9 protein-coding genes are annotated in these 13152 nt (G+C 60.8%); 2 read left to right on the forward strand and 7 right to left on the reverse strand.

The genetic code is table 11. From position 1 onward, the window contains the following. The first annotated feature begins 61 nt into the window (after nucleotides 1-61). On the forward strand, nucleotides 62-352 hold the full coding sequence (locus tag ABR948_RS06830) for a hypothetical protein (RefSeq protein ID WP_428114963.1): 291 nt from the start codon (nucleotides 62-64) through the stop codon (nucleotides 350-352). A gap of 124 nt (nucleotides 353-476) precedes the next feature. Here ABR948_RS06830 and ABR948_RS06835 read toward each other — a convergent pair whose 3' ends face one another. From ABR948_RS06835 to ABR948_RS06845, 3 genes are read right to left on the reverse strand one after another with little or no spacing between them, the layout of a single operon-like run. After that, nucleotides 477-1604, reverse strand: a complete 1128-nt coding sequence (locus ABR948_RS06835; protein ID WP_428114965.1) for an ABC transporter permease — start codon at nucleotides 1602-1604, stop codon at nucleotides 477-479. A gap of 7 nt (nucleotides 1605-1611) precedes the next feature. Further along, nucleotides 1612-4356 carry a ribosome-associated ATPase/putative transporter RbbA gene (gene rbbA / locus ABR948_RS06840; RefSeq protein ID WP_428114967.1) on the reverse strand — a complete coding sequence of 915 codons (2745 nt, stop codon included), beginning with the start codon at nucleotides 4354-4356 and terminating at the stop codon, nucleotides 1612-1614. Then, on the reverse strand, nucleotides 4353-5477 hold the full coding sequence (locus ABR948_RS06845; protein WP_428114970.1) for an HlyD family secretion protein: 1125 nt from the start codon (nucleotides 5475-5477) through the stop codon (nucleotides 4353-4355). The genes rbbA and ABR948_RS06845 overlap by 4 nt, the downstream gene beginning before the upstream one ends. 156 nt (nucleotides 5478-5633) lie before the next feature. Here ABR948_RS06845 and ABR948_RS06850 point away from each other — a divergent pair, with 156 nt between their 5' ends. Further along, complete coding sequence (locus ABR948_RS06850; protein ID WP_428114972.1) at nucleotides 5634-7952, forward strand: HAD-IC family P-type ATPase; 2319 nt, start codon at nucleotides 5634-5636, stop codon at nucleotides 7950-7952. 161 nt (nucleotides 7953-8113) lie between these two features. On the opposite strand, the gene ABR948_RS06855 is transcribed toward ABR948_RS06850, so the two are convergent. The 4 genes from ABR948_RS06855 to ABR948_RS06870 form a co-directional block, all read right to left on the reverse strand. Further along, a complete protein-coding gene (locus ABR948_RS06855) occupies nucleotides 8114-8863 on the reverse strand; it encodes a M15 family metallopeptidase (protein WP_428114983.1) in 750 nt (249 codons plus the stop codon). A 140-nt stretch (nucleotides 8864-9003) separates the two neighbouring features. Continuing rightward, the gene (locus tag ABR948_RS06860; RefSeq protein ID WP_428114974.1) at nucleotides 9004-9984 is read right to left on the reverse strand and encodes an N-acetylmuramoyl-L-alanine amidase family protein; all 981 of its coding nucleotides are present in this window, start codon (nucleotides 9982-9984) and stop codon (nucleotides 9004-9006) included. Between the two features lie 156 nt (nucleotides 9985-10140). Next, nucleotides 10141-11181: a hypothetical protein gene (locus ABR948_RS06865; protein WP_428114986.1), complete on the reverse strand. Its 1041-nt coding sequence runs from the start codon at nucleotides 11179-11181 to the stop codon at nucleotides 10141-10143. Nucleotides 11182-11597: 416 nt separating this feature from the next. Next, nucleotides 11598-12728, reverse strand: a complete 1131-nt coding sequence (locus ABR948_RS06870) for a L,D-transpeptidase family protein (protein WP_428114976.1) — start codon at nucleotides 12726-12728, stop codon at nucleotides 11598-11600. Nucleotides 12729-13152 lie beyond the last annotated feature (424 nt).

Raw genomic sequence — 13152 nt, forward strand, 5'->3', positions numbered from 1 at the left:
CCTCTGGGAGATTATCCGCACACGATGACGCCCCTGCCCGGAGAATAAAATGTTGACACACTTGCCGATCGTCATGCTGGCTTCACTCCCCTTCACGGAGATCGCGGACAGCGTTCCCAAATTTGATATCGCGCGGGAGTGCCGGTCCGAAGGCGGCTCCAAGGCCGTCCTGGACAGATGCGCCGCGGATGAAGCCAGCGCACGCGATCAGCTTCAGCCGCAATGGATTCAATTTGGTCCCCAGGACAAAGCCGTCTGCATCCGGGAAACCAGCATGGACGGCACCCCCAGCTACGTTGAATTGCTGACGTGCCTGGAGATGGCACGGGATGCCAAGAAATCATCCAAGTAGTCATCCGGGTAGACCTGATCCCAACCAGAGCACACCGGACAACGAAACCAGCCGCGATCGCCAGGCACGCCGGAAGGCGTACAGCCTGGCATTCGCGCGCGCCGCGTCTGCTAGCACGCATTCACTAGTCGGCCTGTGCGACGACCGAGCGAAAGCGCAGGATGGCAAGGCCAAAGAACAGGGCCCCGATCGCGGCAACCGCCAGGAATTGCGGCCACACCACGTCCAGTCCGGCGCCACGATAAAGGATTGCCTGCGCGAAGGCGACGAAGTGTGTCGACGGCGATATTTGCATCGTCTTGGCAAGCCAGAGCGGCATGCTCTCGAGTGGCGTATTGCCGCCCGAGAGCATATTCATCGGCAGAAAGACCAGCATAAATAATAGGCCGAGCTGCGGCATCGAGCGCGCAACCGTGCCCAGGAAAATTCCGATCGCGGTGGCGAAGAACAGGTAGATCACGACGCCGACCATGAACAGGGGAATCGAGCCGGCCACCGGAATCCCCAGCATCAGGCGCAGCACCAGATAGAGGCTGAGCGCCACCGCCACCGCGATCACCAAGCCGTTGGCCCACACCTTGGACATCGCGATCTCGAACGGCGTCAGCGGCATCACCAGCAGATGATCCATGGTCCCGTGCTCGCGCTCGCGCACCACGGCCGCGCCGGCGAGAATGATGGCCAGCATGGTGATGTTGTTGATGATCGCCATCACGCTGGTGAACCATGCGGTGGTCAAATTGGGGTTGAAGACAATGCGCACATCGAGATTGACCGTCGACAGCTTCACCCCCTCGGCATGGGAGAGGAAATCGGCGATCTCGGTGGTGACGATCTGCTGGGCATAGCCGGAGCCGAGTCCGGCCTGCACCATGGCGGTGGCGTCGACGTTGATTTGCAGCCCGGGCTGCTGTCCGGCCAGCACATAGCGCTCGAAATCCGGCGGGATATCGATCACGAAGGTGTAGCGTCCCTTGTTCATAAGCGGAATGATATCGCGCTCGGCGATCAGCTGCGGATACTGGTACAGCGGCGGAAAGAACGCGTGGGCAATGCGGCGCGAAAGCTCCGAATGGTCCTCGTCGACGATGGCGATCGAGGCATTGTGCAGTTCCTGCGAGTTGCTGCCCGCCTGCAGGATGATCGCCAGCGAAAACGCATAGACCACCAGACCCAGCAGCACGAAATCATGCGAGAAACTGCGCAGTTCCTTGACCCCCAGCCAGTAGATATTAGCCGCTTTTTTGATCATGGCGCGCCTAGCGTTCCTGTTTGCGCAGCAAGAAAACGCTCAGCAGCGTCATGATCGGGACAAAGATCGCGAGCGCCAGCAAATCCCCGCTGAGGTCGGCAAAGCCCAACCCCTTGGTGAAGGTGCCGACGCTGATCGGCACGTAATAGGTCATCGGAAAGCCGCGGCCGATAATCTGGGCGCCGCCGGCCAGCGAGGATACCGGCGTCATCATGCCGGCAAATTGCGTCGCCGGCAGCACCGTCAGGATCGCGGTGCCGAACAACGCGGCGATCTGGGTCTTGGTGAAAGCCGAAATCAGCATGCCGTAGCCGGTCATGGTGGTGACATAGATCAGCACGCCCACAAGCAGGGTCGGAAAGCTGCCCTTGAGGGGAATTTTGAAGACGAACAGCGCCAGCAGCAGCATCAGGGTGAAATTGGTCATCGCCACCGCGATGTAGGGCAGCTGCTTGCCGAGCAGGAATTCGAGCCGGCTCACCGGTGTCACATACAGGTTGGTGATGGAGCCGAGTTCCTTCTCCCGCACGATCGCGAGCGCCATCAGGATCGCGGGAAACAGCGCCAGCAGCAGCGACATGTTGGCCGGCACCATGGCGTAGATACTGTCGAAATCCTGATTGTACTTGAATCTGACCTCGATATCGGCGGGCGGCGACGCCGAGGGCTGCGTGGTCTTCACCGCCGGATCCGCCAGGTACAATTGATGCATGCTCTGCAGATAGCCGCGGATGGTTTCCGCCCGGAACGGCATCGCGCCGTCGACCAGGGCGCTGACCCAGACCGGCCGCCCGCGCTTGAGATCGCTGCCGAAGCTGGGCGGGATTTCGATCGCGGCCGAAATGTCTCCGCTCTTGAGCCGGGTGTTGAGCTCGGCATCGTTGCCGAGCGGCGCCTTCTCGGTGAAATAGCTCGAGCCCCTGAGTTCTTCGAGATAGGCGCGGCTCTCCGGAGTTTGATCGCGGTCCAGCACCGCGAACGACAAATTGTTGACGTCGGTGGAAACCCCGAATCCGAACACCAGCATCAACAGCGTGGTGCCGAGCAGGCTGAAGCCGAGCCGGATCGGGTCGCGCAGCAGTTCCAGGGTCTCGCGGATGGTATAGGCCAAGAGGCGCTGCAGGCTAAAGGAGCGTTGCTGCGTGCGCGCGGGTGCCGGATGAACGCGGGCGCCGGATTCGGCGCGTTGCTGGAGGGTGACGGCGCCGGTGGCCTGCTGCAGATAACTGATGAAGGCGTCTTCGAGGGTAGCGACGCCACGGGCCTTGACCAGTTCCGCCGGGGTCCCGGTGGCCAGCACGCGGCCGGAATCCATCAGCGCGATGCGGTCGCAGCGTTCGGCCTCGTTCATGAAATGGGTCGAGACGAAAATCGTCACACCCTGGTTGCGCGACAGATCGATCAGCGCTTCCCAGAAGCGGTCCCGCGCCAGCGGATCGACGCCTGAGGTCGGCTCGTCCAGGATCAGGATTTCGGGCTCGTGGACGATGGCGACCGCCAGCGAGAGCCGCTGGCGGATCCCCAGCGGCAGATCCTGGGTGCGCTGATCGAGATAATCCTGCAGGCCGAATTGTCCGATCAGCGCGGCGATGCGCGCCGCCGCCTTCTGCGCCGGGATATGAAAAATCCGCGCATGCAGGTCGAGGTTCTGCCGCACCGTGAGCTCGGTATAGAGCGAGAACGACTGCGACATGTAGCCGACGCGGTAGCGCGAACCCATGTCGCTGGCATCGAGAGGTTTTCCGAACAGCAGGGCCTCGCCGGCGGTGGGCGGCAACAGCCCGGTCAGCATCTTCATGGTGGTGGTCTTGCCGCAGCCGTTGGAGCCGAGAAAGCCGAAAATCTCGCCGCGCTCGATGGTGAAGTTGACCCGGTCGACGGCGGTGAAATCGCCGAACCGGCAGGTCAGGTCGTGCGCGGTGATGATCGGCTCGCCGTCAAAAATTTGGCGCGGCGGGATCTGCAGCGCCTGATGACCGCCGCGCTGCTGCTCCGGCAACAGCGCAATGAAAGCGTCCTCGATGGTGGCGGCGCCCGTGCTCGCCTTGAGCTCGGCCGGGGATCCGGTCGCCAGCACTTTTCCGGCGTTCATCGCCGCCAGCCAGTCGAAGCGTTCGGCTTCCTCCATATAGGCGGTGGCGACGATCACGCTCATGCCGGAGCGGCGCGAACGGATGCGGTCGATCAGTTCCCAGAACTGGCGGCGCGACAACGGATCGACGCCGGTGGTCGGCTCATCGAGAATCAGCAGATCCGGATCGTGAATCAGCGCGCAGCACAGGCCGAGCTTTTGCCGCATGCCGCCCGACAACTTCTTGGCCGGCCGGTCCACGAACGGCGCCAGCCCGGTAGAGTCCAGCAGCTCCGCGATGCGCCATTGGCGTTCGGCGCGGGATTGCCCGAACAGGCGGCCGAAGAACTCGACGTTTTCGCGCACGCTGAGGTCCGGATAGAGATTCTTGCCGAGCCCCTGCGGCATGTAGGCGATGCGCGGGCAGACCGCCGCGCGGTGCCGCGCGTCGGAGATGTCGCCGCCGAGCACCATGGCGCTGCCGGACTGGTTTTGCCGGGCGCCGGCGATGATGGCGAGCAGCGTGGATTTTCCCACCCCGTCGGGACCGATCAGCCCGACCATGCAATCGGCCGGAATGCTGATGGTGACGCCGTCCAGTGCCGTGACCTTGCCGTAGGTTTGCGTGAGGTTCTCCAGGACGGCGACGGAGGCGGCGACGGATTGATCCGCCGCGTTCATGGCGCGCCTTGCAGGTTTTTGGGCCAGGCCACCGCCGGGTCAGCGCGAAGATAGGCAACCCCGGGCAATCCGCTGCGCACCGAGGCTGCGTGATCGCGCGATCGATCGGGATCGATCCGCACCCGGATACGGAACATCAGCTTGTCGCGCTCGTCCTGGGTTTCCACCGTCTTCGGGGTGAATTGCGCCTGGCTCGCCAGGAAGGAGACCTTTGCCGGAATCGGCGCGTTCGGGTAGGCGTCGAGCAGGATCCGGCCTTCGGTGCCGACCTTGATCCTGCCGGCTTCCGGCGCCGGCAGGTAAATGTCCATATAGACATACGAGATGTCCAGCATCGTGAACACCTTGCCGCCTGCGGCAAGCACCTCGCCGATATTGGCTACGCGATATTGAATGCGTCCGTCGCGCGGCGCCACCAGATCGTTGTCCTTGATGTTGACCTTGTAGAGACCGACATCGTGCTCGGATGCTTCGAGCGCCCGCTCGGCTTCGGCGACCCGCTGTGTCGCGGCGTTCAATCCCGCATTGGCGGCTTGCATGCTTTGCGTCCGCTGATCAAACAGTTCCTTGGTCGCATAGCCTCCTTTAAGCAGCGTCTGGGTCCGCTCCAGTTCCTGCGCCGCTAATGTTTGCTGGGTCCGCTGCTGCTCCAGATTGGCATTGGCTTCCTCGATCGCGCGCTGCGCCTGCTTGACCTGTGCCTGCGCTTTCTCGAGCGATTGCTGAATATCCCTGGTATCCATCCGGGCAACCACCTGCCCGGCGCTGACCATGTCGCCGATGTCGGCGTTCAGTTCCACGATCCGGCCCGGAAATTTGGTGTCGATATCGATCTCGTCGGCCTCAAGCCGGCCGTTGCCATAGCTGATGCCGGCAGGCAGCTGCGCCTGGGAGTGCTTCCACCAGTAGAAGCCGGCGCCTCCGGCGCCTAAAAGAACGGCAACAAGCCCGATCGAGAATCGCAGCCGCCGTACGTTCCGGGGACGCGCGGGCGGTACCGTCGCCGGCAAGTTGCCTTTATCTGCAACCGGAGCCGGATTTTCATGCTTGAGCACGGCGCCATCGCCTGCCGGATCGCTGGTCGGCGGTTTGTCGCCAACATTTTCTACTAGCTGCTGCAAGTTTCTTCTCCGCCAACTCATTCATCTTCTGTTTTTGACGTTGGCACCGCCCGTGCGGGCGGGTATTGAGCGATATCAATAGCACCGGCGTAGCAGGCTCTAGACGGAAACATGACATTCCTGCCCGAACCGACAGCCCGCGCCCCGCGAAGCCCCATGGAAAACCCGATCAAAGGACTTAGCGGCGCCGACGCGCAGCGCATTCTCGGCCAGGTCGGCCCGAATGCGACCCCCGATGTCGCCATTCACCCGTTGCGGCTGGTGCTGGGCAAATTTCTGGCGCCGGTGTCGATCCTGCTCGAGATCGCGATCGTGCTGCAACTGGCGCTCGGCGAATACATCGAGGGATCGATCATCGGGGTCCTTCTCATATTCAATACCGCGATCGGCTTCTTTCATGAGACCCGGGCCCAGTCGACCATCGCGGCGCTGAAATCGCGGCTGGCGCTGAACGCCTCAGTTCTGCGTGACGGCGCCTGGAAGATTGTCCCTGCCGCCGAACTGGTGCCCGCGGACATCGTCAAGCTCTCACTCGGCACCGTGGTCGCCGCCGATGTGCGCATACGCGAGGGCTCGATCCTGCTCGACCAGTCCATGCTCACCGGCGAGTCGCTGCCGGTCGAAGCCGGACCGGGCACCGAGACCTATGCCGGCGCGCTGGTCCGGCGCGGCGAAGCGGTCGCGCAAGTGCGTGCCACCGGCGTGCGCACCAAATTCGGACGCACCGCGGAACTGGTTCGCACCGCCTATGTCGTCAGCACCCAGCAGAAAGCGGTGTTTCGGGTGGTGCGCAATCTGGCCGGCTTCAATGGCGCGGTCACCTTGCTGCTGATGGTCTACGCCTATGAAATCGGCATGCCGCTGTCCGAGGCCATTCCGCTGGTGCTGATATCCGTGCTCGCCTCGGTGCCCGTGGCGTTGCCGGCGACCTTTACACTCGCAACCGCGATCGGTGCCCGGGCGCTGACACGAGCCGGCGTGCTTCCGACGAGGCTTTCGGCGGTCGACGAAGCCGCCAGCCTGGATGTGCTGTGCATGGACAAGACCGGCACCTTGACCCGCAACGAACTCGCCGTCGCCGCCATTCACGCCATGCCCGGCTTCGATGAAGCGCGGGTGCTGGCGCTGGCCGCGCTGGCCAGTGCCGACGGAGGCCAGGACCCTGTCGACGCCGCGGTCCGTGCTGCCGCGGCCTTGCGCAAAACCGGCATCGACCTTCCCAAGGTCACGAGATTCGTGCCGTTCGATCCCGCGACCAAAATGTCGGAAGCCACTACGCGCGATCATGATGGCAAGACGCTTCGCATCGTCAAAGGCGCCTTTGCGGTGGTGCACGGGCTTTCGCAGGCTTCGCCGGAAGCGGAGCTCGCGGCACACGAACTGGAAAAACGCGGTCATCGGGTGCTGGGCGTCGCGATCGGAACGGAGGGCGCCATGCGTGTCGCCGGAATCGTGGCGCTGAGCGATCCGCCGCGCAGCGATTCAAAACCTCTGATTGACCAGTTGCGCACGCTAGGTGTTCACACCGTCATGGTAACCGGCGATGCCGCCACGACGGCCGCCTTCGTCGCCGACGCGGTCGGGCTTCCCGGCGCCGTCTGTCTGCCGGGCCAGATTCCCGATCGGGTCGGACCCGACGATTTTTCGGTGTTCGCAGGCGTGCTCCCCGAAGACAAGTTTCGTCTGGTCAAGGCGTTTCAGAATGCCGGTCACACCGTCGGCATGTGCGGCGACGGGGCCAATGACGCGCCGGCGTTGCGCCAGGCCCAGATCGGCATCGCGGTGTCGACCGCCACCGACGTCGCCAAGTCGGCCGCGGGCATTGTGCTGACCGAGCCCGGGCTCGCCGGGATCGTCGCGTCGGTGCGCGAGGGCCGCATCACCTTCCAGCGCATCCTGACCTATGCGCTGCGATCGATCGTTCACAAATCACGCCAGGTGCTGTTTCTCGGTTTCGGCCTGATACTGACCAAGCACGCGATCCTGACACCGATGCTGATGGTGATTTCGATGATCACCGGCGATTTTCTGGCGATGTCCTCGACCACCGACAACGTCCGCCCCTCCTCGCGGCCGAACTCCTGGCGGATCGATACCCTCACCATCGTCGGCATCGTCCTGGGACTGTTCGATCTCGCCTTCTGCGCAGGCCTGTTGAGCTTTTGCTCGCTGGTGCTGCATCTCGACATCGATACGCTGCGCACCATGACGCTGGTCACGCTCGCCTTCAACGGCCAGGCTGTGTTCTATGTGGTCCGCGAGCGCAGGCGCCTGTGGTCGTCGCGTCCGAGCACGCTCGTCGTTGTGTCGAGTGTTCTGAATATTGCGATCATCGGCACGCTGGCGCTTGGCGGCATCCTGATGGCGCCACTCGCACCCTCGATCGCCGCAGGCATCCTGGCCGCCGCCATCGTGCTGGCGCTGATCATGGACCAGGTAAAGGTCTGGCTGTTTGCGCGCTTCAAGATGGCGTAGGAACATGCCCCAAGTTACGCGATCCTCAAACGAATAAACGAACAGCGAGCTTACTTCAACAGTGTCGTAAAAAACCTCAGCCAAATTCATGGCTTCGGTAATGATGCGCCAGATGCATTGGATACGGCCGGCCGGCCTCGAACGACGCGACTGATTTGGTGTTAGCGTGTTGACCTATCGTTTGATGATGGTGGGGTCGAGACCTCAAAGTCAAACCCGTCACGATTAAATGGCTCATTGATAAGTTCGAAGTGCCACCACTCCCTGGCATAGGAACGAAAGCCCGCTCCTTCCATGTAGGATTTCAGTATTTGACGGTTGTGCAGTGCTGTCCCACCTACAAGAGGGTTTGATGTATGTGCAAGCACGTCCAGACAGTCGTAGCCCGTGCCAAGATCGATCGTTCCATCTTCGAATCTCTCGCCTTTTGGAGACGTGCATGCCTTGAGGGGCTGCAAGGAGTTCGGCGTCGGCGCGAATGAAGAGGCGGCCGGGACTATTCCCAAATCCACCGTGCTGCCCCGCGAATGAGCCGATCGTTTTGCGAGATATCCAAGAGCGAACAGCTTTTCCTTATCGGTGCGTGGATAGAATTCGGCCTTCATTTCGGAGTGAGTTGGGTCTCTGCTCCACTGCAAAAAATCCTCGACAGCCCGCTTCGGCCGATAGCAATCCCAGACGATGAGCGAGAGCTTTTCCTCGGTCAACATTCTCTGCACGGTTTCAAGGGCATTTGCAGCCGATGCGCCGAGGATACACTCGGCGGCGAGGTAGCCCCTTATCGGTCGGCCTACAAAATTATGAGATCCCGCATAGCGAATGTCTTGAACGATCGTGGGATCTATATCGCGCAAATGAACGAACCCCTTGGGCAACGCGGAGCCTGCCAAAGCCGGAGCCGGCAGCGTCATGATGGTCAAGACCAGGCCAGCCCGGCTGAGCGCGCTAAGTCGTTCCACCCGCCACCTCCGCGCCACAGGCCTCCTCTGAATAAAAGTCGCGGGCATCAATGCTGAAATCCGAAGGGGATACGAACTACGTCACCGCGCCATCAGGGCGGACCGAGAACCGGTTGGGTATCGCAGAATTCCCTTACGGCCCTCGCAACAGCATTGCTGATGATGCCCTGGCGTTCAGGCGAATCCATCCTGAGTTCTTCGTCCCGGTTGATGATCGAGCCCGCCTCCAGCAGGACGGCAGGCATCCGGGTCGATCTCAGCACGATGAGTTGATCGTAGCTATAGACACCGGTTTCCTTGTTCAGCAGCGGGTGCTGGTACCGACCCATGATGGCCTGGGTATATTGCTGGGCATATTGCAGGCCCTGGGCCTTCATTTCCTTAGCCACCAGTTCGGCGAACGCGAGGCTCGTCTTGAAGTCCGGATTGTTGCGGGAGACAAAGACGGAATAGCCGCTGAAGCGGTCGCTGAAATGGCTCTTCTTGCCCTCGAATTCCCAATTCTCGAGCAATGAGTTGGGCACGGAGTCGTGGTGGATCGACAGGAAGATATCCGCGTGCAGTTCGTTGGCCGCGGCGACGCGCTTGACGAGGCTGGGCCTGGCCTTGCCCTCGGTCACGAGCAGCCTGGTCTCGGGAAAGCCATCGGCCTTCAATGTCTCCTCGATCCGCTGCGCAAGCCGCAGATTGAAGACGAACTCGGCGACGTTGCGGGCGCTGGTCGCGCCTTCTGAGGCGGCGGTATGTCCCACATCCAGAACGAGCCGGAATTTCGAGGGATCGCATTTCGTTGCGACCGGTTTGGCTGGCCCCGGCGCGGCAAGCTTTGCGGTGCGGGGTTTTGGCGAAGCGGCACGCTTTGCCAGGGTGGCTGGCTTTCGCGAGGTGACGTGGGTTGGCGATTTGCCGTGCTTTGGTGAGTTTTGCAAGAGATCCGACAGCCAGCCGGCCTCACTGACCTCGATCGGCAGAAATACCGAAACGGCCATCGCGGCGATGATGGTGCAGCGGCGGCGCCGAACGGCAAAGCCTGCCGCAAATCCTGCCTTGGCGAATTTTCTGCCTGACGACACCAATCCCTGCTTTCCCCGAATGATTTTCCGTTCGCACCTCATCAAGCCATGGCGGCATAAGGCGACATTATCAGCGAGTCCAAGCCATGAGTTGCCGGAAATATATCACGCGCTGGACCTAGACGGAGTCATCAAAAGCTGTTCCGGAGCGTGAGATTATCTGCTGACTTCAGCCCTTTTGCCGGCCTTGATCTCGTCGAACTTGGAAAGCGCTCGTTCAAATTTGGAATTGAACAGCCACATCGCATCGAGAATTTCGCGGATGGTTGCAGATGTTTTTGCCCTATCAGCCCGTCCAAAGGCGAAGATGCTGTTGTTTCGCAGATATCCCATGATCGTCGGCTCGGAAATTCGATAGCTGACGAGGTTGCCTGACTTGAGCGCGGACTTGGTCGGATTGGGAATGATCTGGATGAGCTCAAACAGCTTCATTTGATCAATCGGGTCTGGCAGTGTTTTCACGATCCCTGCTACTTGCGGGAAAAGATCTACGTGTTCGTTCATGAGGGCGTCGCGCACGGCGGTCCAGTGGTTGAACCGATGATCCAGATTGCCAACCCGCGCCTCTTCCTTGTCGTCGCGCAGGCTCAATGCCGGATCAATGGCCGCTATCGAGGCTTTTATCGCTGCCCACTTGGCTCGGCCGTTGTGATCTTCCGATGGGCCGGTTTGAAAACTTCCCTTGTATCTGTTCGAGCGTCCATTCCCCACGTTCTGATTGCCATTCGTCTCGGCAAAGAACAGCCCCAGGCTGATGCGGCCTGCCGCTTCGGCATTCGTCGTATCAAGTCCCTTGGCTCGCGCAATGACAGTTGCCAGATCGACAACGTCCTTGAACGGCGTATCTGATTTCTGCGCATTGGCGGGTGGCGCCTCCAGGATATCGAAGAGAGCCCTGTACTCGTCGAGCAGCGGCTCTTTGTCGGCATCGAAATATGCCGGAGGAATTCCGAATTTATTGGGCCGCCCAATTCTGGAGGGAAGAGCATCGGTGAGGTCTTTGTAGGCGCTCATCATGCCGATGCGTGCAAGATAGAGTGCCTGTCCCGGCAAGTTCGGCAGCGGCTGCTTCGAATTGATCTGCGCGCGCCGCTGGCCCAGGACCGACTCAAAATCGCTTACCGCCTTGCTGTACGCATTGAGTGCATCCGATTGCTTTTTCGTGGGTGCGCCCGCTTGCCCCATGGCGGGGGACATGAAGCTGATATTGCCGATGGCGGGCGAGACGAGCGACGCGACCGTGCTGATCATCGCATCGATGGCAATGGAAACCAGCGGCGTGAAGAAGAGTCCGAGAGCAAGAGCTGCCGTGGGCGCCGCGGTGTTTTTCATCCTCATGGCCGCCTCCCAATGCCTGGGTTTCACCGGATAGGACCCATTGCAGTGAGCGAGCCCAGTGATTTTCTGTCCAGCCCTGTTCGCAAAAATATTTCGCTTCGCCGATTGGTAGAAACAGATTTATTGATTCGCCGTCCCGTCCCACATGAGGGGCGCTTCGCGGTCGTCACGGACGTTGGGTGCGGGATGCGGTGGACGTGGCGGCGTCGCTGACGAACGGCACTCAAGCGGACGGCCGTCGATAGTCTTTTCACCTGCGAAGAACACCAAATAATTTAGCACGCGTGTCCTGCCAGGACGCTCGATAAGAAGCTGACACGAGCCGGATCACACACCATCGGCTTGGCTAACAAGGTGCCAAACCATTTATTCGTCAACGATCCATCGTTGTCGACCCAGGGGATCGGTGGCAGTTGCGGCAGGTACGATGCATACGGCATCACTTTCGAAAGCATTATTCTGCCCGGAAATTGCGCCAGGAATACCTTGTTCATTCCACCGTCCAGTCCGCTGTAGATGGGCGCGGCCGGCACGTTGTCGTTAAGCAATTGCGCGTATTCGATCTCGTCGGCGCGTCTCTTCTCCTGCGCCTCCCGCGCTATTTTCGGATTCACGATGAAGGGCGGGCATTTGCCGGTGGGATTGAACACAAGAGGATTCGGCGAATTGGGGGGAGCTTGCGCATCGAATACGTAGAGGCGATTGCACACATTCACCTTGGGTTCGAGATGCGTCGTCTCGAAGTGATCGTTGCCGATCTTGAGCATTTCCCAGAATGCCAGGTTCGGACTATTTCGATGTCGCGCCAGATTAGCCGGCGTCAAGCGGAACGGATAGGCCTGGACCTGGAATGACGGCGCGCCGCCGAGGAATGCGTTGCGCGCCAGCGCATAGATTTCGCTGATCTGTTCGTCGGTCATGGCATAGCAACCACTCGACCAGCAATCGCCGTGGATCATGAGCAGGCTGCCGGCGCGGTTGTTCGCTTTGTCGAAGCTGTTGGGAAAGCCGGTATTGATCGCGAGATAGTAGTTGGAGTTGGGATTCATCAACCCGGGTGTAATGGAATAGAATCCCTCCGGAGCCTGCCGGTCGCCCTCCCAGAACTTCGGCCCAAGATCGCCCGACCACCGGCAGATCGGATAGGTCTTGAGGATCTGGAACCGGCCGGTGGTGTCCTGTTTCCAGACTTCAAGCTCCGCCTCTTCCTTGAAAATGCGCACGACGATGGGTGAGTATTTTGGCATCTTCTTTTGTTGAAGCAGCAGAAGTAACTCGGCCGGCAGCTCCCTTGTTGCCTTGCCCGGCAACGGATTGCTGGTTTCGCCAAGGCAGGTGGCCGGCGTCAACCCCGCGGCAAAAGCCGTCGTCAGCACAAGCACACGGAGTAACGCGGCGAAAATCATTCATATACCTCTGACGTCGCCCTGCCTCGAATTGACCCGACGGGCAAATCAGTGAGCGAGCCCAGTGATTTCCTGTCCAGCCCTGTTCGCAAAAATATTTCGTTTCGCCGTTTGGTAGAAACAGTTTTATTGATTCGTCATCCCGTCCCACATGAGGGGCGCTTCGCGGTCGTCACGGACGTTGGGTGCGGGATGCGGTGGACGTGGCGGTGTCGCTGACGAACGGCACCCAAGCGGACGGCGAAGTCGTGTGGTCCTGACGCCCCGACGCTGGCGTCAAGTTTCGTGGAGCGATCTGCGGAGCGACGGTGACAACAAAGCCCGGTCACCGGGGAGAGCGCGAAGGAAACCGTTAAAACCATTGCGTGCGGGAATGCCGGGTGAATCCGGTGGCTCGCTGTGAATACTCGTGTGCATACTCACT

The sequence above is a fragment of the Bradyrhizobium sp. genome (genome assembly GCF_050014615.1).
GTDB lineage: Bacteria > Pseudomonadota > Alphaproteobacteria > Rhizobiales > Xanthobacteraceae > Bradyrhizobium.

Coding starts and splice junctions, on each gene's coding strand:
- ABR948_RS06835 (WP_428114965.1), bottom strand. CDS start 1,604: ATGATCAAAAAAGCGGCTAATATCTACTGGCTGGGGGTCAAGGAACTG.
- rbbA (WP_428114967.1), bottom strand. CDS start 4,356: ATGAACGCGGCGGATCAATCCGTCGCCGCCTCCGTCGCCGTCCTGGAG.
- ABR948_RS06850 (WP_428114972.1), top strand. CDS start 5,634: ATGGAAAACCCGATCAAAGGACTTAGCGGCGCCGACGCGCAGCGCATT.
- ABR948_RS06855 (WP_428114983.1), bottom strand. CDS start 8,863: ATGACGCTGCCGGCTCCGGCTTTGGCAGGCTCCGCGTTGCCCAAGGGG.
- ABR948_RS06865 (WP_428114986.1), bottom strand. CDS start 11,181: ATGTCCCCCGCCATGGGGCAAGCGGGCGCACCCACGAAAAAGCAATCG.
- ABR948_RS06870 (WP_428114976.1), bottom strand. CDS start 12,728: ATGATTTTCGCCGCGTTACTCCGTGTGCTTGTGCTGACGACGGCTTTT.